We start from the raw sequence: 23,410 nt of genomic DNA, 5'->3' as shown, positions 1-23,410 counted from the left end.
TGTTCGTCCCACCACCCCTTCAAGTCTAACCATACAAGCGAGCCTGCTCGCGAAGGGGACGACGCGGTCTGTCAGAGCTTCGCAGCAGTCTGGTTGACCACCACCGTGCAAGTAATCCCCGCCGCCAACAAAACCCCTTCCGGCACTTCATCAATGTGTATCCGCACCGGCACGCGCTGCGCCAGGCGCACCCAGTTGAACGTCGGGTTCACATCGGCGATCAGCTCGCGACTTTCCGGGTTGTCGCGGTCGTAGATGCCGCGTGAAATGCTCTCGACATGGCCCTTGAGCACTTCGCCGCTCATCAATTGCATATCGGCTTCGTCACCGATTTTCACATGCGGCAGTTTGGTCTCTTCGAAGAAGCCGTAGACCCAGAACGAGTTCATATCGACCACAGCCATTTTCGCCTCGCCGATGCGTGCGTAGTCGCCACGATGCACGTTGAGGTTGGTCACGTAGCCGTCCACCGCCGCGCGCACTTCGGTGCGTTTGAGGTTGAGTTCGGCCGCTTCCAGTTGTGCCTGGGCATGTTGGTAGTCAGCCAGCGCGGCGTCGGCGATGTTGCTGGCGTCGTCGCGGTTTTCCTTGGAGATCACCAGGTTGTCGAGGTCGGCGCGGCGGTGGGCGTTGACCTTGCGCATCTCCCAGGTCGACTTGCGCGAGGCAACCAGCGACTGCGCCTGCCTGACCGCGATGCGGTAGTGCTCAGGGTCGATGCGCATCAGCAGATCGCCCTTCTTCACCAACTGATTGTCACGCACCGGTACCTCGACCACTTCGCCAGTGACGTCGGCGGCGACGTTGATGATGTCGGCGCGAACGCGGCCATCGCGAGTCCACGGCGTGTTCATGTAGTGCTCCCACAACGTGCGGCCGATCCACAGCGCCAGGGCCAGTACCAGCAGGGTCGCGAGCAGGCTGAAAAACTTTTTCATCGGGGCCTTCTTCAGAGAGAGTCAGCGGTAGACAGTCAGCGCCATGGCGCCGAACAGACAGGTAAACAGGCTCAGACGCAGCAGCGCCGGGTGCCAGAAAAAACGGTACAGATCGAACCCCGAGAGAAAGCGGTCCAGCGCCCAGGCCAGCCCCGCAGCGACGAAAAACATCAGGGTCATGGTCGGCATGTACACGCCGTGGAAAGCGATTTCACGAGGCATGGGCAAGTCCTTCGGGCCTGACGGGAGCGAATTCGGCGAGGGGTGATTGCGGGTCGAGCAATGAGGTGCGGATGAAGTGCAGATAGCTTTTCACCCGCCGTAGCGCCGAGGTATCGAAGTGCGGCGCGAACGGTTCATCGGTGGCGGCGACGCGGCTGATGGCATGATCGACCGCCACCAGTGCACGCTCAAGATTGCTCGCGTTCGGCTGCAGGAACAGGCGTACCAGCGCGCGGCCCATCACACGGATTGCCTGGCGCCACGGCTGCGATTCGGCGTACGCCGGATGCACCGGCAGGATCGCCTGCTCCTTGCGCAACTCGATGATCGCGTGACCGACTTCGAGCACCACGAACATCCAGCGCAGCAGACTCTTCTGCACCTTCGGTTGCCCGGCCGCCAGGCCATAGGCCTGATGCAACAAGTCGCGGGTGCGGCTCTCGAAACTCGAGGCCAGGCCCTTGAGCTTGCCGCTGATCGCGTAGACCACTTGCCCGCGCAGATCCTGCTCCAGGCGCTGCCATAACCAACGGCTGTTCGGCGGCAGAATAATCGCCCCGGCGGCGGCACACACGAGCATGCCCATGACCATGGCGATGTAGTCGTTGATGAAGGTGTAAGGGTTGTAAATCGTGAGGTTGTCCGGCACCGAACCGGTGCTGAAAAAAATCAGCAGGCCCAGCCCGACACCGGCGTATTGCGGCCGTGAGGCGAGGAACGAACCGAGCACGATCACCGGTGCGAGCATCACGCAGAGCAAGGGGAAACCGTCGATCCACGGGAAGATGAAAAACATCTCGACGAAGCCGATCAACGCGCCGAGAAAAGTCCCGCAGGCCATCTGAAAAGCCATGCGTTTCGGGTTCGGTGTAGCCGCAGACAAACCGACAGTGGCGGCGGCGATCAGGGTCATGGTCGCCCCGCTCGGCCACGCGGTCGCGACCCAGTAACTGCCCAGCACGATCAGGATGAACGAGGCACGGATCCCTGAGGCGGCCGCCGCCCACCAGTTGGTTTGCGGGGTGAACGGCTCGTCCCAGCGTTCACGTTCGTGGCGGTGTTCGGCCAGGGACGCGTGGGTCTGGGCATAACTGTGCAGGTCATCGACGAAGCGGTAGAGCAATTCGTAGGCGGTGTGAAAATCCAGTTGTTCAGCTTCGCTCGGACTGGTGCCCTGGAAGATCCCGCGCAGGGTGCGCACCCGTGTCGGCAAGCCTTCCTTGTAGATCGAAAGCGCGGAAGCCAAACGGGCCGCGTCAGGGCTGGTCAGGGCGCGGCCGCTGAAGCCGTCGAGCACTTCGGCGAGATCCTGCAGACCCGGTTTTATTGCCGCCACGACATGTTCCTCGCCATTGCCGCGCAGGCGTTCAAGCAACTGATGCAAGGCGTTGAAGCGCGTGGTGATGCCCATGAACTCGCTGTTCAAACGACTCAGCCGACCGTTGCGCCGGCGCATGTGCGGGTCTTCGAACACGGTCACACTGCGCAGTCCTTCCAGGCCGACGGCCTCGGCAATGAAGCGCACGTTGCTGGCTTCGAAGGCCTCGGCTTTGCTGCGCCCGCGCAAGCCGTCGGTGACGAACAGCGCGAACACACCGAAGCGCTGATACAAGGCGTTGCGCATCGCTGCGCTGGCGGTCTGCGGCAGAATCGCGGCGCTGATCAGCGTCGCGCAGAGAATCCCCAGCGAGATCTCCAGCACCCGCCACACCGCGGCCATGAATGCGCCGTCGGGATGCGCCAGCGCCGGCAATCCGACCATCGCCGCGGTGTAACCGGCAAGGACAAAACCATACGCGCGAAAGTTGCGGCAACGGGCGGCACCGGCCGAGCAGATGCCGACCCAGATCGCCAGCGAGCCGAGAAACAGTTCGGTGTTCTGCGCGAATAAAGCGATCAGCGTGACCATCATCGCCGACCCGGCCAGCGTGCCGAGGAAGCGATAGAAACTCTTGGCGAACACCTGGCCGCTCTGCGGCTGCATGACGATGAACACAGTGATCATCGCCGTGCGCGGTTGCGGCAACTCCAGACGCATCGCTAGCCACAGCGTGAGAAACGCAGCGAGCAACACCTTGAAGATATACACCCAGGTCACGCCATCGCTGCGTGCCCAGTCGAAGAAACCGCGACGCCATTCCAGGGAGTGGAGCCAGCGTAGAGATGCGGGCAAGGGAGTCATTGAATCCTGCTCAATAAATGAGGATTGAAGAATTTTTTATGCAGTACACAAAACCTGTGTCGAGGGCGCTTGCTCCCGCTGGGCTGCGCAGCGGCCGCAAAAATCTTGCGAGCGCTGCGCACTCGAGCGGGAGCAAGCGCCCTCGCCACAGGGATCGGCGTAATCCCGAACTGGCTTCACCGCAGGAGCGCCGGGGTTTTCGGGGCTTGGGTCTGCTCGGCCGTTGGCACGTCATCACCCGCACTGAGGCCACCACCCAGCGCCGTCACCAGTTCGGCATGCGCACTCAACCGCGCGGCCTGCACCTGCTGCTGCACCTGCTGCTGCTTGAACAGCAGCGTCTGCGCATTCAGCACATTGAGGTAATCGGTGAGGCCGCGTTGATAGGCGATCATCGCGATGTCGTAAGTCTTCTGCGCTGCGGCGACGGACTCGGCGGCGAAGTCCTGTTGCTTGTCCATCGACTCGCGGCGGATCAACTGATCGGAAATGTTCTTCAGCGCGTTGATGAGGGTCTGGTTGTAATGCGCCACGGCGATGTCATAACCGGCCGCCGCTTCGCCCAATTCGCTCCGCAGTCGGCCGCCGTCGAAGATCGGCAACGAGATGGCCGGGCCAACGTTGTAGTTGAGTTTCTTGCCGGTCAAAAACTCCAGCGCCCCACCGCCGGTGGCCATGTAACCGAGGCTGCCGACCAGGTCGACGTTGGGGTAAAAACCGCCGTGGGCAACATCGATGCCGCGTGCCTGCGCCGCCACTTGCCAGCGACTGGCGACCACGTCCGGACGCTGGCCGAGCAGTTCGGCGGGCAACGCCGAGGGCAACTTCAACGGCGCCGCCAAGGACAGCGTCGGCCGTTGCAGCAGCGCACCCGCGCCAGGACCTTTGCCGGCCAGCGCAGCAATCTGGTTGCGGCTCAGGGCGATTTCCTCGTCCAGCGCATCGAGTTGCCGATGGGTTTCGGGCAGCGGCGCTTCGGCCTGGCTGACTTCGAAGTGCGTGCCAATACCGCCGCTGAGGCGTTTCTGCGCCAGATCGAGAATCTGCTGTTGCTGCTTGAGCGTCGCGGCAACGATGTCGCGCTGGGCGTAATGCAGCGACAGTTCGATGTAGGCCCGGACGATGTTGCTCTGCAGCTCCAACTGCGCCAAACGCGCCTCGGCGACGCTGACATGCGCCAGATCCACCGCCCGTTCACTGGCATTGCGCTCGCGGCCCCAGAGGTCGAGGGCGTAGCTGAAGCCCAGCGCGGCGTTGTTGTCCCACGTCGTGGTGTTCGCCAGGTCGCCCGGGCCATAGAACTGATCGGTCGGCCAGTTGTGCCGCTTGAGGGTCGACTGGCCGTTGATCTGCAACGCCTCGGCCGCCTCGGCAACACCGGCCATCGCTTTCGCCTGACGCACACGCGCGGCGGCCATGGCCATGCTCGGGCTGCCTTGCACGGCGAGGTCTATCCAGCGATTGAGTTGCGCATCACCAAACGCCTGCCACCATTGGGCGGTGGGCCAGTGGGCGTCTTTGGCGGCTTCGGCAATGGCCGCGTCAGTGGCCAGTGAATCGGCCTCCAGCGCCTCGCCGTGTGGGGCAATGCCTTGGGTAGAGATGCAGCCGCCGAGAGCCAGGGTTAAAGCCAGAACACTGAGCGGCAAAAGCGCTCTGTTGATGCGACGCGGCACAGCTGCGAATTCCTGAGAAAAGGATCAATCGAGGGACTTGTGCAGGAGCTGCCGAAGGCTACGAGCTTTTGATCTTGCTTCCCTTAAAACAAAATCTAAGATCGCAGCCTTCGGCAGCTCCTACCCAGGGACCGGCGCAATTCTATGGAGGTGCCTCTGCGGCGATAAGCTGGGATTTCTGTGAATCTTTGTTACGGTTAACGAGATAATCCCTTGGTCGGGGGTCTCAGCCCCTGAAACTTCGTGTCACAATTTGCCATCTCCCTTGAGAGCACCCCATGGACACTTTGCAAAACATGCGCGCCTTCAGTTGTGTTGCCGAAGCGGGCAGCTTCACCGCCGCCGCCGTGCAACTGGACACCACCACCGCCAACGTCTCGCGCGCGGTTTCCAACCTGGAAGCCCACCTGCAAACCCGCCTGCTCAACCGTACGACCCGGCGCATCGCCCTGACCGAGGCCGGCAAACGCTACCTGCTGCGCTGCGAGCAGATCCTCGCCTACGTTGAAGAAGCCGAAGCGGAAGCCAGCGACGCCCACGCGCGCCCGGCCGGTCAGTTGAAAGTGCACACCATGACCGGCATCGGCCAGCACTTCGTCATCGACGCCATCGCCCGCTACCGCAAGACCCACCCAGACGTGACCTTCGATCTGACTCTGGCCAACCGCGTGCCGGATCTGCTCGACGAGGGCTACGACGTCTCGATCGTCCTCGCCAGTGAACTGCCCGATTCCGGCTTCGTTTCTCAGCGCTTGGGTATCACCTACAGCATCGTCTGCGCCTCGCCGGCCTACGTGAAAGCCAACGGCGCCGCGCAGAAACCCAGCGACCTGCTCAACCACGCCTGCCTGCGCCTGGTCAGCCCGGTGATTCCGCTGGAGAAATGGACCTTCGACGGCCCGGACGGTCAGGAAATGGTCACGATCAACAGCTCACCGTTTCTGGTGAACTCCGCCGACGCCATGAAAACCGCGATCACCAGCGGCATGGGCGTCGGCGTGCTGCCGGTCTACGCCGCCATCGAAGGCCTGCGCAACGGCACCCTCGTGCGCGTGATGCCGAACTACCGCTCCCAGGAACTCAACCTCTACGCGATCTACCCGTCGCGGCAGTACCTGGATGCGAAGATCAAAACCTGGGTGGAATATTTGCGTGGATCGTTGCCGGAGATATTGGCGGCGCATCAGGCGGAATTGGTCGCGTACGAATTGAGCGGGAGCCTGGCTGGCGCGCGCGTCGCCACCTGACTTTAAACACCGCTGACTTCATGTAGGAACTGACGAGTGCAACGAGGCTGCGATCTTTTGATTTTGCTGTTTAAAAATCAACGGATCGCAGCCTACGGCGACTCCTACATGGACGCGTTTACAAGGAAGTTTCCGACAGGTTTTGCAGGTTGTCCGTCGGAAGTGCGCTGGCTAGGATTTGGCGGTTGCTGACGAATCAGCGACCGGGTCTGGAAAACCCGCAGGATCACAGCGCATGACATAATGCCGCGCTCTTTCAGCGCCGGTATTCAGTTATGGCGGCTGTACGTGGGAGACCTTCGGGTCTGCCGGGTTTGATCCTTTGCCGGTTTTTCCAGTCCGCGTACAGCTGCCACCCCTTTCGCCTGGAAAACGAAAAATGGCAGCTCCATTAATCCAAAAGGATCTTTGCCATGTTCAAACCCACACCCAATCCCCCCGAATCCGAAAGCACCTCCCCCTACCAATCCCCCGACTCGAAAAAACTCCACGGCGCCGCCGAGCGTGCGCTGGATCACTACCTCAAACCGTCCGCCAGCACGCAGCAAAACCACAAACCCAGCACCATGTTCCAGGTCGCCCCGGACCAGGACAACGAAAGCCTGCTGGCCCACGCCTGCGAATCCCTCGCCTCGGCCAGCATCATGAGCAGCGACATCGCCGCCCATGTCGACAGCCCACAACGGCACACGATATTGGCTATCCAACAAGTAATCATGCTGGCGGAACTGGCGGTGAACCGGGTGCTGGATAATTACGAAATCCACCAGCCCCCGTCGCGCAGCTGACCTTCTGGGAGCGCGCCCGACCGCGAGGGCTTCGGCACATTCAACATTCGAGGTGTCAGATAAACCGCTTTCGCGAGCAGGCTCGCTCCCACAGTTTGAATCGAGTACATCAGCGAGAAACAGGTCGGCTGTCAGGCCGCCATCGCTGGCTAGCCAGCCCCCACAGAAAAGCAAAAGCAAGATCAAAAGATCGCAGCCTTCGGCAGCTCCTACCGCTGGATCGCGTGAACTCGATAGTAATTTGTTGACTAGCGGGCCGCCATCGCGAGCAGGCTCACTCCTACAAAAGCAAAAGCAAAGCAGCGCAGCTGCCCGCGGCGAAGCCGCCCCACTCAACAATGAGCGCAAGCTCGAGTGCTTTTGATCTTGATCCACGGGCGACTTCGGAAGGCTGAGTGGAGGGATTGATCCGGGGGTGGGAGCGCAGCGACCGTTTGGCGCAGCCAAACACAGCGGAAGGAGGTGCAGCGAAGCAAACCGGAGCCGCTGCGCCCGGATCAGTCCCGGAGCGAAGGAACCCGAGCCTGCGAGGGCCGAACGCAGGAGCAAGCCTTTTGGGTTACCTTTTTGGCGTTTGAAAAAGGTGACCCGCCGTAAGGGCGGAACCGTAATCAGCAACCCCCGCAGAAACGGATATACACCCAAACCACCCAAGGCATGGTCGGCCCAGAGGCCGCCAAGACAACCCGAGCGAGAAAATGTTAGCGTGCTTGCAATCAAGCCCCGACGAGCCCAAGCCCAATGAAAAAAACAGTCCTGGCCTTCAGCCGCATCACCCCGCCCATGATCGAACGCCTGCAAGACGAATTCGACGTCATCGTCCCCAACCCCAAGACCGGTGACATCAACGCCCAGTTCAACGAAGCGCTGCCCCACGCCCACGGCCTCATTGGCGTCGGTCGCAAACTCGGCCGTGCGCAACTGGAATCCGCGACAAAACTCGAAGTGGTCTCAAGCGTCTCCGTCGGCTACGACAACTACGATCTCGACTACTTCAACGAACGCGGGATCATGCTCACCAACACCCCCGACGTGCTCACCGAAAGCACCGCCGACCTCGCCTTTGCGCTGATCATGAGCAGCGCCCGCCGCGTTGCCGAACTCGACGCCTGGACCAAGGCCGGCCAATGGCAAGCCAGTGTCGGCGCGCCGCTGTTCGGCAGTGATGTGCACGGCAAGACCCTCGGCATTGTCGGCATGGGCAATATCGGCGCCGCCGTCGCCCGCCGTGGCCGCTTCGGCTTCAACATGCCGATCATCTACAGCGGCAACAGCCGCAAGAGCGGACTGGAACAGGAACTCGGCGCGCAGTTCCGCAGCCTCGATCAACTGCTCGCCGAAGCCGACTTCGTCTGCCTGGTAGTACCGCTCAGCGACAAGACCCGCCACCTGATCAACCATCGCGAGCTGGCGCTGATGAAGCCGAGTGCAATCCTGGTCAACATCTCTCGCGGCCCGGTGGTTGACGAACCGGCGCTGATCGAAGCCCTGCAAAACAACCGCATCCGCGGTGCCGGGCTGGACGTCTACGAGAAAGAACCGCTGGCCGAATCGCCGCTGTTCCAGCTGAAAAACGCCGTCACCCTGCCGCACATCGGCTCGGCCACCACCGAGACCCGTGAAGCGATGGCCAATCGCGCATTGGCCAACTTGCGCAGCGCGCTGCTCGGCGAACGACCGCAGGATCTGGTCAACCCCCAAGTCTGGCACGGCTGAAAAAAGGGGCCAGCGTAGTGTTGCGCTGGCCCTTGATTCATTCTCCCTACATAACTTGCAACCGAACAATAAAGCCATACCAACTAACTGCACTATAAGCTCTCGGGAATTATCAACTTATTGATTAATTGCCATGGAGAGCCAATCCCGTGAACACCCTGACCACCGACAAACTCATTCGTTACAGCAAAGTCGTCTTGATGGCTTATATAAGTTTCTTTGGCCTGCTGGTGATGATCCACAACTTCACCGACTATGAATCCAACTACACTTACGTCGCGCACATCCTGAGCATGGACACCACCAATGCCAGTGAAAACATCATGTACCGGGCGATTGACTCACCCATGATCCATCACCGGATCTACTGGTTCATCATCACCATGGAAGTAACTTACACGGTGCTGTGCCTGATCGGCACTTACCAGTTATATCGCTACGTCGATGCATCGGCCGCGGAATTTCATGAAGCCAAGAAGTTCTCGATCATGGGCATATTGGTTGCCATCTTCATTTACTACGTGTGCCTGCAAACGGTCGGCGTCGAATGGTTCGACATGGACACTTCGCAATCATGGAACGCCAAAGACTGGGCAAGACATATTGTCGACTTCATCTTCCCGGTGATGATTTACATCACATTGAAAGTTGAGCGCTGAACAGCAGCGCTCGTTCTATCAGGCCAACTTCCCCTGCCCTGCTGACAACAGCGTTTTCGGTTTACGAAACACCAACACGTTGCCCAGCATCACCAACACCAGCCCGACCAGCGCCGGCGCGGTCCATTGGTAGCCTTCGGCAAACGCCGACACGTTCAGCGCCACCACCGGAAACAGCACTGTGCAGTAAGCCGCACGCTCCGGGCCCATGCGCCCGACCAGCGTCAGGTACGCGGTGAAGCCGATCACCGAGCCGGGAATCACCAGATAGAGCAACGCGCCGACATAACGTGGTGACCAGTCCATCTCGAACGGGATGCCTTTGAGCAGACACCACACCGACAACATCGCCGCGCCATAGGCCATGCCCCAGGCGTTGGTGGTTAGCGGTCTGAGGCCAGCTTTCTGTTGCAAACTCGAGAGCATGTTGCCGGCCGAAAAACACAAGGTTCCGCACAACGCCAACCCGAGGCCGAGCAGGGTTTGCGGAGTGGCCTGATGCCCGGCCACCTCCGGCCAGAACAACAGCCCCAGACCGAACAGCCCGAGCGCGCCGCCCATCAATACATTGCGCGCAATGCGCTGGCCGAAGAACACCCGCGCATTCAGTGCGTTCCACAGCGTCGCGGTGGAAAACACCACCGCCACCAGTCCGCTGGGAATCCACTGACTGGCGGTCAGGAAACACATGAAATTGATGCAGAACAGACACAAACCCTGAGCCACGCAGATCAGATGCCCGCGACGGTCCATCGGCTGCAGGCGACGACTGAGCAGCAACAGCGCAAACAGGACCAGCGCAGCCAGGCCGAAGCGATAGACGATCGACACCGGAATTTCGACCACGCCCAATTGCCATTTCAAGGCGATCCAAGTGGTTCCCCAGATCAGCACGGTCAGCAGGTACAACGACAGGTTCATGGCAGACGCTCCTCAAACAGGCCTTGAGTGTCTGCCTCCATCGCCCTTGCACGCTTGCAGAATCTTGCGCTTTTGTCCGCCAGCAGGCTGGCAGCGCCACGGCTACGGAGTAGGATGCGAAGGCGTTGAAGAGAACTGAACATGGCCGCCATCGATACCCTGCAAGTCTTTCAAGCCCTCAACCGCTCGCCAAATGCACGTCTGGTGCACAGCGCCGAGCTCGGTGACGGTTTGTCAGCGGCCTTGTGGACCAACCACCACGACGCCCAGGAATACGAAGCGCCGAGTCATCACACGCTGTCCTGCTACATCGCCGGCGGCACCGGTACATTCCGGCGCGGCCAGCCGGGCCGCAAGGGCGGACCGGACAAGCTGTGCATCCTGCCGGCCGATCACGAGTCAGGCTGGGTGATCAACGGTGATATCCGCTTGGCGCACCTGTATTTCAGCGCCGAACAATTCGCCCTCGGTTGCGTGACGTTGCTCGATCGCGAACCCCGCGAGATGCAGTTGCGCGAACAGACCTTTCTCGAAGATCCGCAGCAGGCACAGCGCTTCCGGCAGCTGCTGACGCTGAATTGGGAGGAGCCTGCCGAACGTCTGCTGACCAGTAGCCTCGCCCATGAATTGATCAGCCACACCTTGCTCAGTCAGGTCGGCGCGCGCCAGGGCTTGCGCTTGAAGGGCGGGCTGGCGCCGCATCAGCGCCGGCAGTTGGTGGAGTTCATCGACAATCAGTTGAGCGAAGCAATCAGCCTCGGCCAATTGGCCGGACTCTGCGCGTTATCGGAATACCACTTCGCCCGGATGTTTCGCGTGAGCTTCGGACTTCCACCGCATCAATATGTGCTGGCGCGGCGCTTGAGCCGGGCACGGGAATTGTTGCGCGGGACGACGTTGCCCTTGGGCGAGATTGCGCTGGCGTGCGGGTTTGCCAGTGCCAGTCATTTCACCAATCGGTTTCGCCAGGTTCTGGGTGGGACGCCGGGCGAGTATCGGCAGGCGTTTTTGCGGTGAGCCCATTCCCCTCACCCCAGCCCTCTCCCAGGGGGAGTGGGGGCCGACCGAGGTGTCTGGCGCTATACGTCGACCTGAAACACCGAATCGATTATGGATTCAAAGCATCTCGTTCAAGTCGGTGTACCTCTGGAATATCCACGGTCAGTCCCCTCTCCCTCCGGGAGAGGGCTAGGGTGAGGGGCTTTTGACTTTGACTTAAAACTCCAGAGTGCTGGAAAGCGAAACCTGCCGCGAGTCCCCCATCGAGACAAAGAAGCGGCTCGCCGACGAGGTGTAATAGGTGCGATCAAACAGGTTCTTCACGTTCAACTGAAACTTGACCTTCTGCCCTTCGACTCTGGTGTCGTAAGTGGCAAACGCATCAGCCACGGTGTAGCTCGGCAGATCGAAATCATTCACCGCGTTGCCGGCCCGCTCGCCGACATAACGTGCGCCGGCACCGACACGCAATTGATCGCCGCCAAACACATTGCCGAAGTCGTACACCGCCGACAGCGACCCGGAATTCTTCGCGACGTTCTGCAGGCGCTTGCCCTTGTAGTCCGGGTCCTCGGTGACTTCGGCATCGGTGTAGGCATAGCTGCCGATCAGGTTCCAGTGCTCGCTGAGTTGCCCGCTGACATCGACTTCCAGCCCGCGTGAACGCACTTCGCCTGCCGCACTGTAAATCGTCGTCGGACCTTCGGAGTTGGCCACCAGCACGTTGCGCTTCTTGATGTCGAACAACGCGATATTGCCGGTGATGCTGCCCGGCATATCCAGTCGCGCCCCCAGCTCCCAGGACTTGGCTTCCTCCGGCGCGATACTGCCGTCGAGTACCGTGCTGCTGCCGCTCAGCGGGGCGATGGTCGAGTTGGGTTTGAACGATTCGGTGTAGCTGCCGTAGAACGACAAAGCGTCGGTGTAGCGATAGACCAGACCGGCGCGCGGCACCCACTTCTGCCCGTTGCTGTCGGTATTGGCCTTGAACGGCACGCCTTTGCCGGCGTACTGGTCGTACTCCTGAAAGCGTCCTCCCGCGACCAGAATCCACTGCTCGTTGAGGTGAATCGAATCCTGCAGGAACACCGAATCGCTGCGCAGCTCATCGGTCTGTGCGCTGTCGGGCGCACTCACCGTAGTGCCCATCACTTCTCGGCCATACACCGGATTGAGGTAGCTGAAAGTGCTCAGGCTTTTTTGCCGAATCAAGTCTTCGCGGTAGATCTTGCGGTACTCGTCATCGACGCCGAATACCAGGTCATGTTGCATGCCCAGTACATTGACTTTGCCTTCGAGGCTGGCGGTGGTGAAACGGTCGGTGCTGATCGCATTTCGGGTGCCGTCCATGCTGCGTGTCAGTGTGCCGTTGCGGGTATTAATGGCGGTAACGCGGACCTGGCTGGCGTCATAGGTTTCGCGGTTCCAGCTGTAGCCGAAGTGGGCTTTCCAGTCGTCGTTGAGTTCGTGGTCGGCTTCGAAATGGTACAGATCCGAGCGCCCTTCCATGTCGTTGAACGGCTCATCGAGACGCTCCTTGCGCGAGATATCCAGCGGATGATTGGTGCGCGGATCGATCAAGGTGCCACGGTCGAACGGAGTGAGAAATTCGCGGTGCTCGTAGGCAAACAGCAGCTTGGTGCGTTCGCCGTACCAGGCCAGCGACGGCGCGATCAGGGTCTCGCGGTGAGTGCCGAAGTTGCGCCAGTAATCTTCGTCTTCATGATCGACGATCATGCGATAGGCGAAGCCGGAATCGCCCAGCGCACCGGTGCTGTCGAAGGCACCGCCGCTGCCGTTCTTGCCGTCACCGTAGCTCGAACCGCGAACGGTCACGGCATTGTACTGGGTCAGTTCCGGCTTCTTGCTGACCAGATTGACCACACCGCCAGGATCCTGAATCCCGTAGAGCAACGAGGCCGGGCCCTTGAGCACTTCGACGCGGTCCACGCTGGCGTTCATGCCGCGGCCCTGCACCAGCGGCATGCCATCGCGCATGATCGAGCCATTGCGGTTGTCGCCGAAACCGCGGGTCATCACCGAATCCTGCGTACTGCCCAAGGTGTTGCCCTGAGTGATGCCACTGACATTGGCCAGCGCGTCGTCGAGATTGCGCGGCGCCTGATCACGAATGACCTGCGCCGGGATGATATTGACGGTCTGCGGAATTTCTTGCAGCGACGCCGATGAGCGCATCACCGAACTGGTTTCCGGCGGCTGATAACTCAGCGATTGATCGCGCGTCGAGGTGATCGTTGTAGCGTCGAGATTGAGCGCGCCTTCGGTCGGTGCCGGCTCCAGTGCCAGGGTGTGACTGTCAGTGCGGCGAAAGCTCAGGCCGGAGTTGCCGAGCAGGCGTTGCAGGGCCTGCTCGGCGCTCATCTGCCCGTTGACTGCCGGAGCATTGAGGCCGAACGGCGCTTCGTCGGTGTAGACCACGCTTTGCCCGGTCACGCGGCTGAAATCGCTCAGGGCTTGCGGCAGCGGTTTGGCGGCGAGGGCGAAATTGAATTGCTGTTGCGCCTGATTGCTCAGCGCTTCAGCGGCCAGCGCCATGCTCATCGGCAACGCCGCCAGCGCGGAAAAACTTAACGCTGACACGCTTAACCACTGTTTGACCGAACCGGATTTTGCCCTGGACTTCATTGCTCAATGACCTGTGTAGAACCGCAACGGATGCGAATGGCTCGCAGTTTCAGTCACTACACGGATGGGGCCCGGAGTTACCTCACCAACATTTAAAAATTATTTTTGTGGTGTTCGATCGGGCGCCATCGCGAGCAGGCTCACTCCTACATTTTGGAATGCGTTCCCCTGTGGGAGCGAGCCTGCTCGCGAAGAGGCCGGCCGCCTCAGCGCAAAATGATCAGGTGCTCCAACACCCGATGCTGCTCAAACCCCAACACTCCCTGCAGCGAATTGAGCACCGCCTGCGGGTCCTTGCTCGGAAAACTGCCGCTGACCTTGCGCGCTGCCAGCTCATCGTTGAGCAGCACAATTCGCCCCGGGTAATAGCGGCGCAGATCCTCGACCACATCAGCCAACGTGGTTTTGTAGTAAGTCAGCCAACCCTGACGCCAGGCCAGTTGCGCTTCACTGTCGACGGCATGCAGTTTTTCCGCCGTGCCGTCGGCGTAGGCGACTTGCTGGCCGGCGGTGAGAATCTGCGGCTGGCCATGCTCACCCGCCGTCACCGCGACACGTCCGGACAATACCGTCACTTGCGCACCATGGAGTTGCCGGCGCACTTCGAACTGCGTGCCGAGTACCCGCGCCTCGCCCTGCTCCGCCGCCACCACAAACGGATCGCCGGTGTGGGTGACGCTGAAGAAACCGGCGCCACGGATCAACTGCACGCGGCGCTGACCGTGGCTGAAATCCACGGCAATCGCACTATCAGCATCCAGCGTCACTTGCGACTGGTCGACCAAGGTCACCGTGCGGATTTCACCGGGCGCCGAGACATGATCGGCGCGCAGATCGTCGAGCCAGCGCTGCGCTTGCCAGCCGGTGCCGAGGCTGACCATCAGCAGCAGACACGCGGCCACCGCCAGCGCTCCAGACCAACGCAACAATGGCGAACGCCGTGGCGCATCCATCGCCTGAAGATAACCTTGCAACGCGAACGCCTCTTCATCGGCCAGCGTGCGCGCTGGGGCTTCGCTGAGTTCCCAGATCACCTGCGCCTGCGCATACGCCTCGGCGTGGGCGGGATCGGCGCGCAGCCATTGGCTGAAGGTCAGTTGATCGCCAGTGCTCGGGCGGTCATGCAACAGGCTCAGCCAGGCCAGCGCCGCCTGCTCCTGGGCCAGTGTCGGTGTGATCGGGTTTGATGGCTTCACGGTGCTTTCCCTGGCAGGCGTGGCGCGGGGTCGCGCAGGCTGGCCTTGCAGGCCTCGAGGGCGCGCATCATATGTTTTTCCACGGCACTTTGGGACAGCCCCATGGCCTCGGCGATTTCGGCGTACTTGCGCCCGTGAATGCGATTGAGCAGAAAGATCTGCCGCGTGCGTTCGGGCAAGGCACGCAACGCGGCTTCGACATGGCGCAGATCGTTGCCGGCTTCGAGGGCGGCCTGGGGTTCGCTGCCGTAGCTGTCGGGTTCGTCCGGCTGCCAGCCTTCGTTGACCCGCGTGCGCGTGCCTTCACTGCGAAGATGATCGATGGCGATGTTGCCGGCGCAGCGCAGCAGATAGGTGCTGAGTTCTTCGACCTGGACCAGCGGCCGCCGCCAGAAGCGCAAAAACAGGTCCTGGACCAGATCCGCCGCCGTTGCCCGACAACCGACGCGCCGGCTCACCAGCGCTTCCATTTGCGCACGCTGGGACAGAAACACCTGGAGAAAATGCGCACGCGCGCCACGCGCTTCATCATCACGCGATTCCGGCGGCAGACCGATCAGCACTTCAGCACTGCGCCCATGCCGCAACCGGGCTGGCCAACAGGCTCAACCCGGCCAGTGCCAAGGCCAGACGCGGGCGATACGGCAGCAACAGCACCAGTGCCAAAGCGCTGAGCATCAGCACCGCGAACCAGTCGACCAGACCAAAGCTCCAGCCATTGGCTGCGACCGCCGCCCACAGCGACAGCGTCAGCAACAGCCATCCCGCCAACGACATCGCTCGCTGCCGTCCAGTCGAAGGTTTGGCGCCGAGCAATTCCGCGTGATGGCGAGGCATCGACAGACACAATGCGGTGAAGCCGGCGTAGGTGAGTAACAGGGCCAGCAGCATCAGTTGGCACTCTGTTCAAGGGTAATCGACCGAGGCGATGACTTTACTTCGCGAACGCTGACGCGGTTGCCAGCACGCTGCATCTTGCGCGCAGCCCAGCCCAGAAAAAGCCCGGTCGCAAGGCAGGTCAGATCGAACCCGGCCAGTGCCCAGTCGTGCTGTATCAGGGTCGCGCCAAGATTCCACGGCGTAGTCAGCGCATTGATCAGCGGCACCGCGATAAACAGCGCGGCGCCGAGCGTCAGCTGTTCGATCCAGGCCTTGCGGCCCGGACGCAACACCGCATGCACCAAGCTCAGGCCCCAGGCAATGAAGAACGCATTCACTTCCCAGTCGGCCCGTCCCGTCAGACTCACCGGCAACAACCGATTGGCCAAAAAGAATACCGCCACCGCCGACACCAGCCCGGCCATGCTGGCAATATTCAGCACTTCGACCAAACGCAATTCGAACGGCAGCGCTGCGCTTTTTGCGTGCTTGAGCTGACGCTTGCCAATCCAGATCACCAGCCCGGTGCCGATCATCGCCGTGCCGGCCAGTCCGCAGATGAAATACAGCCAGCGCAACAGCGGCCCAGCGAAATGGCCCATGTGCAGACCGTAGAATGCGCCACCCACCGCCATCGCCATGGGTTGATCGGGGGTACTGCTCAGAAGCTGCCCAGTGACGCCGTTGAACGTCACCGCCCGGCCAAAATCATGCACCACTTGATCGCCTGCGCGGGACAGCACCACCGTGGCGCTGGCATCGCCCGGATTGCTCACCGACAGGCGCGCGGTGTGGCCGCCCGACCACTGCTCGCTGGCCTTGGCAAGTAGCGGAGCCATGGCGGTCAGCGGCGCGGCGATATCAGCACGTTCGGGCGTCTTCGAGGCTGGAAAGACTTCGTCGTAAAACTTGCGCACGTCACTGCCGTAAGAGGCAACGATGCTCGCCGGCATGACCATCGACATGAAAATCACCAGGCTGCTGTAGGTGATCATCAAGTGAAACGGCAGCACCAGCACACCCACCGCGTTATGCCCGTCGAGCCAGGAACGCTGGCCCTTGCGCGGGCGAAAGGTGAAGAAGTCCTTGAAGATCTTCTTGTGGGTGATGATGCCGCTGATCAACGCGACGAACATCACCATCGCAGCGATGGTCGCCAGCCAGCGGCCCCACGGATAAGGCATCTGCAACTGGAAGTGGAAGCGGTAGAAGAACTCGCCGCCCATGCTTTCGCGGCCCTGTACTTCGGCCCCGCTCTGGGCGTCGAGGGTCCTGGATTCGAAGCGACCGCGCTCCCCTGGCTTGCCCGGTGCCTGCTGCCAGCGCACGGTAAGGCCGGGATCGCGGGCATCGGGCAAATCGATCAGCCAGCGCGAGGCGCCGGTGGCGTGTTGCTGCAGATAGTTTTGCGCCAGGGTCAGGCTCGCTTCGGCATCGAGTGGATGCGCAGCCATTTCCGGCTGCATCCAGTGACTGATTTCGTCTTTGAAGTAAGCCAGCGTTCCGGTGAAAAAGATCGCGAACAGCAACCAGCCGAACACCAGTCCGGCCCAGGTGTGCAGCCAGGCCATCGCCTGGCGGAAACCCTCTTTCATGCCAGCCCCAGACCGCGTGCGGCGCCGGAAATGGTGGCGAGAATCACGCTCGGCACCAGCAAGCCGACCCATGCCGACCATGCGCTGCGGCAGGCAAAGCACCAGAGCACTGCGACCAGATAGACGAGAAAGGACACGGTCATGCCGGTGACCACGGCTTCAGCGCGGTTCAACGGCAGCCACAGCGTCAGGGTGACACTGGCCAGCGCCGCGACCAGATAGCCGCCGAAAACCGCCGCCAGCACTCGCGAAGTGACGGCCAGACGATAGGACATGGGAAGCGTGGCGAGTTTGCCTTTCATGTTTCGACCCTGAAACGAAAAACGTTCGGCCGACAAGCCGAATCTACAGGCGAGCAATATTAATGATAAATATTCTCATACGCAAAAGCATCTGATTGCCGGACACGGTCCCCAGCCCCTACAATGCGAACCGTTCTTGTTCTCTAACGCACGTTCTCTACGCAAGCATTGCGTCCGGAGTCATTTCGTTGCCGCCCGCCCATCCTGTCGAATCGCTCTATCACGCCCATCACAGTTGGCTCACCGGCTGGCTGCGACGCAAGCTTGGCTGCCCGGACAGCGCGGCGGATCTGGCTCAGGACACGTTCGTCAAAGTGCTCAACGCCCGCGAGCCGCCGGTGATCATCGAACCGCGCGCGTTTCTCACCACCTTGGCCAAGCGTGTGCTGTTCAACCATTACCGGCGGCAGGATCTGGAACGCGCCTACCTCGAGACGCTGGCGCAAATGCCCGAGATGGTCGCGCCGTCGGAAGAACACAAAGCGATCATCCTGCAGACGTTGCTCGAACTCGATGAGCTGCTCGACGGTTTGCCGCAGCCGATCAAACGCGCCTTCCTGCTCGCGCAGGTCGATGGCCTGACTTATCCACAGATCGCCGCTGAACTGGGTATCTCGATAGCCACGGTCAAACGCCATCTGAACAAAGCGGCGATGCGCTGCTATTTCGCTTTATGAATCGAGTGCCGGAATTTTCCGCTCAGGTCGCCGAACAAGCGGTGCACTGGCTGCTGGAAATGCAGCAGGGCACGCTCACCCCGCGCCAGCAACAGGCCTGGCAACAATGGCTGGATGCGCACAGCGAGCACCGCCGGGCGTGGGAGCACATGCAACGGGTCAACCAGCGCTTGCGCGGCGTGTCGTCACCCTTGGCCCACGCGGCGTTGAACGGGCCGAAGTCCGCCAGCCGTCGTCAGGCGCTGAAAATGCTGCTGATTTTCGGTGCCGGCTCAGCGGCGACCTGGGGCCTGCGCGAGCACACGCCGCTGCCGTCGCTGCTCGCCGATTACCGCACACCGGTCGGGCAGCGGCGCAAGATTGCCCTGGGCGGCGCCGATTCCTTGCAGCTCAATACCGCCAGCTCCGCCGATGTCGATAACGCGCAGCGCCAGATTCGTCTGCTTGAAGGCGAAATGCTCCTGAGCGCTGCGAGCCCGTTCGACATACACACGGCGCACGGCGTGTTGAAAACCCAAGGGGCGCGCCTGAACGTGCGGCAGTTTGCCGATCGCACGCAGATCGCGCTGTTTGAAGGGCGAGTCGAACTCACCGCCAACCCGCGCGGGCCTCTGCTGCTGCCGGTCGCGCGTCAACTGAGTTTTAGTGGCAGCGCCGTCAGCGAGGCCAAGCCGCTGGACGCCAACAGCGGCGCCTGGACCGACGGCATGCTGGTCGCCGCCCATATGCGCCTCGGCGACTTTCTCGAAGAGCTTGGCCGCTACCGGCGCGGTCAGTTGAGTTGCGCCAGCCAGGTCGCCGATCTGCTGATTTCCGGGACGTACCCGCTGGATGACAGTGAGCGGATTCTCGACCTGCTGGAAATCAGTTTGCCAGTGAAAGTGAGGCGCTTTACCCGATATTGGGTGAGCGTTGAAGCGCGGGTTTGAAAAGCATGATCAAGAGATCGCAGCCTTCGGCGGCTCCTACAAAAGGCTGCGATCTTTTTATTTTCAAAAAAAATGAGCCGTTTTTCAGATCTGGCGTGACAGAGAAGGAAAGCCCCCTTGATTCCACCTTCTCAGGATCATCCACATGCAGCCCACCCGCCTTACGCCACTGGCCCGCAGCCTGCGCAATCTGCTGCTTGGCGCCAGCCTGAGTTTCACCGCCCTGCCCGCCGCGCTGGGCGCCGAGACCAAGGTCTATCACATTGCCCCGGCGTCGCTGGAAACCGCGCTCAACCAGTTTGGCCGTGAAGCCGGCGTGCTGATCTCCTTCGGCTCGCAAGTCACCAGCGGTGTGCAAAGCCGTGGTCTGGAAGGCAATTACACGACGCAGCAAGGTCTCGATGCATTGCTCGAAGGCACCGGTCTGCAAGCCCGCGCCGAGGGCGAAGATGCCTTCAGCCTGCAACCGCTGGGAGACTCCGCGCTTGAGTTGGGCACTTCGACCGTGGTCGGCGACTGGCTCGGCGATGCGGCGCAGGTCAACGTGTTCGAACACCCAGGCGCGCGTGATGTGATTCGTCGCGACGAATTCGAACGCCAGGGCGCGACCCAGGCCCGCGATGTACTCAATCGCATCCCCGGTGTGAATGCGCCGGAGAACAACGGCACGGGCAGCCACGACATGGCACTGAACTTCGGCATTCGTGGTTTGAATCCACGCCTGGCCGCGCGCTCGACAGTATTGATGGACGGCATTCCGGTGCCTTTCGCGCCGTACGGTCAGCCGCAGTTGTCGTTCGCGCCAATCAGCATGGGCAACATGGATGCCGTGGACGTGGTGCGCGGCGGTGGCGCGGTGCGTTACGGCCCGCAGAACGTCGGCGGCGTGGTCAACTTCGTGACCCGGGCAATCCCCGACGAGCCCACGGTCAAGGGTGGTTTCCAGACTGAAACCAGCCCGTCGTCGAGCCACGACGGTTTCAAGACCAGCGCCAATCTGCTGGCCGGCGGCACCAACGCCAACGGCCTGGGCGGCGCCTTGCTGTACTCCGGCACCCGTGGCGGTGACTGGCGTGAGCACAGCGATAGCGAGATCGACGACCTGATTCTCAAGGGCAAATACCAGCTCGACGAAGCCAACAGTTTCAACGCCATGGCCCAGTATTACGAAGGCAAGGCCGACATGCCCGGCGGTCTGAACGTCGCCGATTACGATGCCGATCCCTATCAGTCGACGCGTCCGAAAGACCAGTTCTGGGGGCGCCGGACGATGTTCAACTTCGGCTATCGCTATCAGGAAGATCGCCGCGAGTTCACCGCCAACACCTTCTTCACCAAGACTCTGCGCAGCGGTTATCTCGATCAGGGCACGTTCCTTTCGCTGTCGCCACGAGAGTATTGGGTGCGTGGTCTGGAAACCCGTTTCGCCCAAGGCTTCGACCTCGGTCCGAGCAGCCATGAAGTGGGCGTCGGCTACCGCTACATCAACGAGGCGGGCCACGAACTGCGCTACCGCACGCCGATCAGCGCCAACGAATACCCGACCACCAGCAGCCGCAACGACCGCGATACCCGTGGCGGCACCGAGGCCAATGCGTTCTTCGTCGACGACCGCATCGACATCGGCAAATGGACCATCACCCCGGGCGTGCGCTACGAGATGATCGAGTCGCAGCAGACCAACAACCTGACCAACGTCAAATACAAGGGCGACTACAACACCGCGCTGCCGGCGCTGAACGTGCTCTATCACCTGACCGACAGCTGGAATCTGTACGCCAACACCGAAGGCTCGTTCGGCAGCGTGCAGTACAGCCAGATGCCCAACCGCGTGAGCAGCGGCGAGGTAAAACCGGAAAAGGCTCGCACATGGGAACTCGGCACGCGTTATGACAATGGTGCCCTGCGCGCGGAAATCGGCGCATTCCTGATCAACTTCGATAACCAGTACGAAAGCAACCAGACCAACGATTCGGTGATCGCCCGCGGTGAAACCCGTCATCAAGGCATCGAGACCAGCGTCAATTACGCCCTCGATGACTTGAATCCGGCGCTGGCCGGTTTCGATGTCTACGCCAGCTACGCTTATGTTGACGCGACTATCCGCGAAGACGGGCCGAACAAGGGCAATCGCGTGCCGTTCTCGTCGAAACACAAAGGCACGATTGGTGTCGGTTACACCGAAGGCCCTTGGAAGTTGAATCTGGATAGCAGTTTCCAGAGCGATCAGTTCGCCGACAACGCCAACACCTCGAAGGAAAGTGCCGATGGCAGCACCGGCAAGATACCGGGGTACATGCTGTTCAGCAGCCGCGCCGGGTATGACTTCGGACCGCAACTGTCGGATTTGAATGTGGCCGTGGGGGTAAAGAACATGTTCAACACGCAGTACTTCACGCGCTCGTTCGATGACAACAACAAGGGCAAGTACGTCGGGGAGCCGCGGACGGTTTATGTGCAGACTTCTGTGGCGTTCTGAGGGTTGAAAAGCCCCTCACCCTAACCCTCTCCCAGAGGGAGAGGGGACTGATCGTGGGATGCTTGCGACGTACGCCGACCTGATTCTGCTTTGCCGAATCCATAATCGACTCGACCTGAAACCACTTTGCCGAATCTATAATCGACTCGGTCTTTCAGGTCGATGTACCCCGCAAAACACCTCGGTCGGCCCCCTCTCCCTCCGGGAGAGGGCTGGGGTGAGGGGAATGGGCTACAGTGAAATATCAAACCAACTTCACAAGGATCGTGAAGCATGCAAACCCGCCCCACCCTCGCCCAATTCGCCCGCCAGTCACGCGTCAACCAAACCGATTGCGAACAGCTGCTCTGGCAAAAACTCCGCTCCCGCCAAATCGCCAATCTGAAATTTCGCCGGCAGTTTCCGTGTCCGCCTTACGTGCTGGACTTTTACTGTGCGGAGCTGAAATTGGCGATTGAACTGGACGGTGGTCAGCACTATGAAACAGCGGGATTGATTCATGACCAGCGCCGGACACGCTATCTGAACCAAAAGGGCATTGAAGTCGCGCGTTTCAGTAACCTCGAGGTGATCCAGCAGATGGACGATGTGCTAGAGCAGATCATAAGAATTGCGGCGAATCGAAAAATGCCCTCACCCTAACCCTCTCCCAGAGGGAGAGGGGACTGACCGTGGGATGCTTGCGAGGTACGCCGACCTGATTCTGCTTTACCGAATCCATAATCAACGCGGTCTTTCAGGTCGATGTACCTCTTCAGACACCTCGGTCGGCCCTCTCCCCGAGAGAGGGGGAACTGATCGCCCCCTCTCCCTCTGGGAGAGGGCTGGGGTGAGGGGCTTTTCTGCTACAAACAAAAAACGGGCCTGCTTCCGCAGGCCCGCTCTCATCGGGTGGCTTATGAAATCAGCGCATCAACTGTTGATCGCTGCCTGTTCGTTCTCGTCGAATTCCTCCGCCAGCAGCTTGTCGTTGGCCTTGCCGGTAAATGGCACTACCGCGGCGCGTGGTTTACCGCGCAGTTTGCCGAACAGATGATCCAGTTTGTGCTCGAGTTTTTCGGCAGCACCGTCGATCGCCTGTTCCAGCGAATCGGCTTTGTGGGTCACGGAAATCGGTTGGTGGCCTTTTGGCCGCGCTTCCAGTTGGCAGCGCAAGTCATGGGGACCTGGTTTCTCGCCGTTCTCGTCGCTGAGGTGGACTTCGACACGGGTCAGGTCTTCTTCATAACGGTCGAGCGTGCTCTCAATAGTTGTACGTACCCACTCCTCCAGTCGCTTACTGCTTTGAATATGGTTATCGCTGTTGACTTGGATTTGCATAGTTCATCCCTTATTTCAGCTAGCTCGCTGGAGGCCTTG

General features: G+C 60.9%; 21 protein-coding genes. 9 read left to right on the top strand and 12 right to left on the bottom strand.

What is annotated here, in order from left to right; translation table 11 throughout:
- Window positions 1-71: 71 nt before the first annotated feature.
- From QRN33_RS06600 to QRN33_RS06585, 4 genes are all read right to left on the bottom strand, one after another.
- Window positions 72-938, bottom strand: coding sequence for an efflux RND transporter periplasmic adaptor subunit (locus QRN33_RS06600; RefSeq protein ID WP_285407648.1), 867 nt, complete (start codon window positions 936-938; stop codon window positions 72-74).
- Between the two features lie 21 nt (window positions 939-959).
- On the bottom strand, window positions 960-1,160 hold the full coding sequence (locus tag QRN33_RS06595; RefSeq protein WP_041479478.1) for a DUF1656 domain-containing protein: 201 nt from the start codon (window positions 1,158-1,160) through the stop codon (window positions 960-962).
- A complete protein-coding gene (locus QRN33_RS06590) occupies window positions 1,150-3,342 on the bottom strand; it encodes an FUSC family protein (protein WP_285407646.1) in 2,193 nt (730 codons plus the stop codon). The genes QRN33_RS06595 and QRN33_RS06590 overlap by 11 nt, the downstream gene beginning before the upstream one ends.
- Before the next feature lie 176 nt (window positions 3,343-3,518).
- Window positions 3,519-5,018, bottom strand: coding sequence for an efflux transporter outer membrane subunit (locus QRN33_RS06585; protein WP_285407644.1), 1,500 nt, complete (start codon window positions 5,016-5,018; stop codon window positions 3,519-3,521).
- Window positions 5,019-5,296: 278 nt separating this feature from the next.
- On the opposite strand from QRN33_RS06585, the gene QRN33_RS06580 reads away from it, so the two are divergent.
- The 4 genes from QRN33_RS06580 (at window position 5,297) to QRN33_RS06565 (ending at window position 9,428) form a co-directional block, all read left to right on the top strand.
- On the top strand, window positions 5,297-6,265 hold the full coding sequence (locus QRN33_RS06580) for a LysR family transcriptional regulator (protein ID WP_042607688.1): 969 nt from the start codon (window positions 5,297-5,299) through the stop codon (window positions 6,263-6,265).
- A gap of 413 nt (window positions 6,266-6,678) precedes the next feature.
- Entirely contained in the window at window positions 6,679-7,053 is a 375-nt protein-coding gene (locus QRN33_RS06575) for a DUF6124 family protein (RefSeq protein WP_042607687.1), read from the top strand.
- Window positions 7,054-7,794: 741 nt separating this feature from the next.
- Window positions 7,795-8,769, top strand: a complete 975-nt coding sequence (locus QRN33_RS06570; protein WP_285407642.1) for a 2-hydroxyacid dehydrogenase — start codon at window positions 7,795-7,797, stop codon at window positions 8,767-8,769.
- A gap of 149 nt (window positions 8,770-8,918) precedes the next feature.
- Window positions 8,919-9,428, top strand: a complete 510-nt coding sequence (locus tag QRN33_RS06565; RefSeq protein WP_042607685.1) for a DUF2165 family protein — start codon at window positions 8,919-8,921, stop codon at window positions 9,426-9,428.
- A gap of 18 nt (window positions 9,429-9,446) precedes the next feature.
- On the opposite strand, the gene QRN33_RS06560 is transcribed toward QRN33_RS06565, so the two are convergent.
- A complete protein-coding gene (locus tag QRN33_RS06560) occupies window positions 9,447-10,349 on the bottom strand; it encodes a DMT family transporter (protein WP_065615828.1) in 903 nt (300 codons plus the stop codon).
- A gap of 141 nt (window positions 10,350-10,490) precedes the next feature.
- On the opposite strand from QRN33_RS06560, the gene QRN33_RS06555 reads away from it, so the two are divergent.
- On the top strand, window positions 10,491-11,366 hold the full coding sequence (locus tag QRN33_RS06555) for a helix-turn-helix domain-containing protein (protein WP_042607683.1): 876 nt from the start codon (window positions 10,491-10,493) through the stop codon (window positions 11,364-11,366).
- Window positions 11,367-11,564: 198 nt separating this feature from the next.
- On the opposite strand, the gene QRN33_RS06550 is transcribed toward QRN33_RS06555, so the two are convergent.
- The 6 genes from QRN33_RS06550 to QRN33_RS06525 form a co-directional block, all read right to left on the bottom strand.
- Complete coding sequence (locus QRN33_RS06550) at window positions 11,565-13,994, bottom strand: TonB-dependent siderophore receptor (RefSeq protein ID WP_285407636.1); 2,430 nt, start codon at window positions 13,992-13,994, stop codon at window positions 11,565-11,567.
- 206 nt (window positions 13,995-14,200) lie between these two features.
- Complete coding sequence (locus QRN33_RS06545) at window positions 14,201-15,190, bottom strand: FecR family protein (RefSeq protein ID WP_285407634.1); 990 nt, start codon at window positions 15,188-15,190, stop codon at window positions 14,201-14,203.
- The gene (locus tag QRN33_RS06540; RefSeq protein WP_042607680.1) at window positions 15,187-15,753 is read right to left on the bottom strand and encodes an RNA polymerase sigma factor; all 567 of its coding nucleotides are present in this window, start codon (window positions 15,751-15,753) and stop codon (window positions 15,187-15,189) included. Before QRN33_RS06540 ends, QRN33_RS06545 begins: the two co-directional genes overlap by 4 nt.
- A 1-nt stretch (window position 15,754) precedes the next feature.
- On the bottom strand, window positions 15,755-16,081 hold the full coding sequence (locus tag QRN33_RS06535; RefSeq protein WP_285407632.1) for a DUF3325 domain-containing protein: 327 nt from the start codon (window positions 16,079-16,081) through the stop codon (window positions 15,755-15,757).
- A complete protein-coding gene (locus QRN33_RS06530) occupies window positions 16,081-17,664 on the bottom strand; it encodes a PepSY-associated TM helix domain-containing protein (protein ID WP_285407630.1) in 1,584 nt (527 codons plus the stop codon). Before QRN33_RS06530 ends, QRN33_RS06535 begins: the two co-directional genes overlap by 1 nt.
- A complete protein-coding gene (locus tag QRN33_RS06525) occupies window positions 17,661-17,966 on the bottom strand; it encodes a DUF3649 domain-containing protein (RefSeq protein ID WP_285407628.1) in 306 nt (101 codons plus the stop codon). Before QRN33_RS06525 ends, QRN33_RS06530 begins: the two co-directional genes overlap by 4 nt.
- Before the next feature lie 188 nt (window positions 17,967-18,154).
- Here QRN33_RS06525 and QRN33_RS06520 point away from each other — a divergent pair, with 188 nt between their 5' ends.
- The 4 genes from QRN33_RS06520 to QRN33_RS06505 all read left to right on the top strand — a co-directional run bounded on the left by QRN33_RS06520 (window position 18,155) and on the right by QRN33_RS06505 (window position 22,693).
- Window positions 18,155-18,643 carry a sigma-70 family RNA polymerase sigma factor gene (locus tag QRN33_RS06520; RefSeq protein WP_285407626.1) on the top strand — a complete coding sequence of 163 codons (489 nt, stop codon included), beginning with the start codon at window positions 18,155-18,157 and terminating at the stop codon, window positions 18,641-18,643.
- Window positions 18,640-19,572, top strand: coding sequence for a DUF4880 domain-containing protein (locus tag QRN33_RS06515; RefSeq protein WP_285407624.1), 933 nt, complete (start codon window positions 18,640-18,642; stop codon window positions 19,570-19,572). The genes QRN33_RS06520 and QRN33_RS06515 overlap by 4 nt, the downstream gene beginning before the upstream one ends.
- 145 nt (window positions 19,573-19,717) lie before the next feature.
- Window positions 19,718-22,051 (top strand): TonB-dependent Fe(3+) dicitrate receptor FecA, encoded by a 2,334-nt coding sequence (gene fecA, locus QRN33_RS06510; RefSeq protein ID WP_285407622.1) that lies wholly within the window; start codon window positions 19,718-19,720, stop codon window positions 22,049-22,051.
- A 273-nt stretch (window positions 22,052-22,324) separates the two neighbouring features.
- Window positions 22,325-22,693 (top strand): endonuclease domain-containing protein, encoded by a 369-nt coding sequence (locus QRN33_RS06505; RefSeq protein WP_285407619.1) that lies wholly within the window; start codon window positions 22,325-22,327, stop codon window positions 22,691-22,693.
- A 270-nt stretch (window positions 22,694-22,963) separates the two neighbouring features.
- Here the strand turns inward: QRN33_RS06505 and QRN33_RS06500 are convergent, their stop codons facing one another.
- Window positions 22,964-23,371: an HPF/RaiA family ribosome-associated protein gene (locus QRN33_RS06500; RefSeq protein ID WP_016771629.1), complete on the bottom strand. Its 408-nt coding sequence runs from the start codon at window positions 23,369-23,371 to the stop codon at window positions 22,964-22,966.
- Window positions 23,372-23,410 lie beyond the last annotated feature (39 nt).

The sequence above is a fragment of the Pseudomonas sp. FR229a genome, from assembly GCF_030209115.1.
GTDB classification, from domain to species: Bacteria; Pseudomonadota; Gammaproteobacteria; order Pseudomonadales; family Pseudomonadaceae; genus Aquipseudomonas; species Aquipseudomonas moraviensis_A.
Note: the sequence above shows the minus strand (reverse complement) of the source record. Positions and strands in the feature narration are given on the sequence as shown.

Excerpts from the sequence above, each read along its gene's own strand:
- QRN33_RS06505 (WP_285407619.1), top strand. The coding sequence starts at position 22,325 with ATGCAAACCCGCCCCACCCTCGCCCAATTCGCCCGCCAGTCACGCGTC.
- QRN33_RS06580 (WP_042607688.1), top strand. The coding sequence starts at position 5,297 with ATGGACACTTTGCAAAACATGCGCGCCTTCAGTTGTGTTGCCGAAGCG.
- QRN33_RS06555 (WP_042607683.1), top strand. The coding sequence starts at position 10,491 with ATGGCCGCCATCGATACCCTGCAAGTCTTTCAAGCCCTCAACCGCTCG.
- QRN33_RS06600 (WP_285407648.1), bottom strand. The coding sequence starts at position 938 with ATGAAAAAGTTTTTCAGCCTGCTCGCGACCCTGCTGGTACTGGCCCTG.
- fecA (WP_285407622.1), top strand. The coding sequence starts at position 19,718 with ATGCAGCCCACCCGCCTTACGCCACTGGCCCGCAGCCTGCGCAATCTG.
- QRN33_RS06530 (WP_285407630.1), bottom strand. The coding sequence starts at position 17,664 with ATGAAAGAGGGTTTCCGCCAGGCGATGGCCTGGCTGCACACCTGGGCC.
- QRN33_RS06535 (WP_285407632.1), bottom strand. The coding sequence starts at position 16,081 with ATGCTGCTGGCCCTGTTACTCACCTACGCCGGCTTCACCGCATTGTGT.
- QRN33_RS06550 (WP_285407636.1), bottom strand. The coding sequence starts at position 13,994 with ATGAAGTCCAGGGCAAAATCCGGTTCGGTCAAACAGTGGTTAAGCGTG.
- QRN33_RS06515 (WP_285407624.1), top strand. The coding sequence starts at position 18,640 with ATGAATCGAGTGCCGGAATTTTCCGCTCAGGTCGCCGAACAAGCGGTG.
- QRN33_RS06590 (WP_285407646.1), bottom strand. The coding sequence starts at position 3,342 with ATGACTCCCTTGCCCGCATCTCTACGCTGGCTCCACTCCCTGGAATGG.
- QRN33_RS06570 (WP_285407642.1), top strand. The coding sequence starts at position 7,795 with ATGAAAAAAACAGTCCTGGCCTTCAGCCGCATCACCCCGCCCATGATC.
- QRN33_RS06575 (WP_042607687.1), top strand. The coding sequence starts at position 6,679 with ATGTTCAAACCCACACCCAATCCCCCCGAATCCGAAAGCACCTCCCCC.
- QRN33_RS06500 (WP_016771629.1), bottom strand. The coding sequence starts at position 23,371 with ATGCAAATCCAAGTCAACAGCGATAACCATATTCAAAGCAGTAAGCGA.
- QRN33_RS06525 (WP_285407628.1), bottom strand. The coding sequence starts at position 17,966 with ATGAAAGGCAAACTCGCCACGCTTCCCATGTCCTATCGTCTGGCCGTC.
- QRN33_RS06560 (WP_065615828.1), bottom strand. The coding sequence starts at position 10,349 with ATGAACCTGTCGTTGTACCTGCTGACCGTGCTGATCTGGGGAACCACT.
- QRN33_RS06595 (WP_041479478.1), bottom strand. The coding sequence starts at position 1,160 with ATGCCTCGTGAAATCGCTTTCCACGGCGTGTACATGCCGACCATGACC.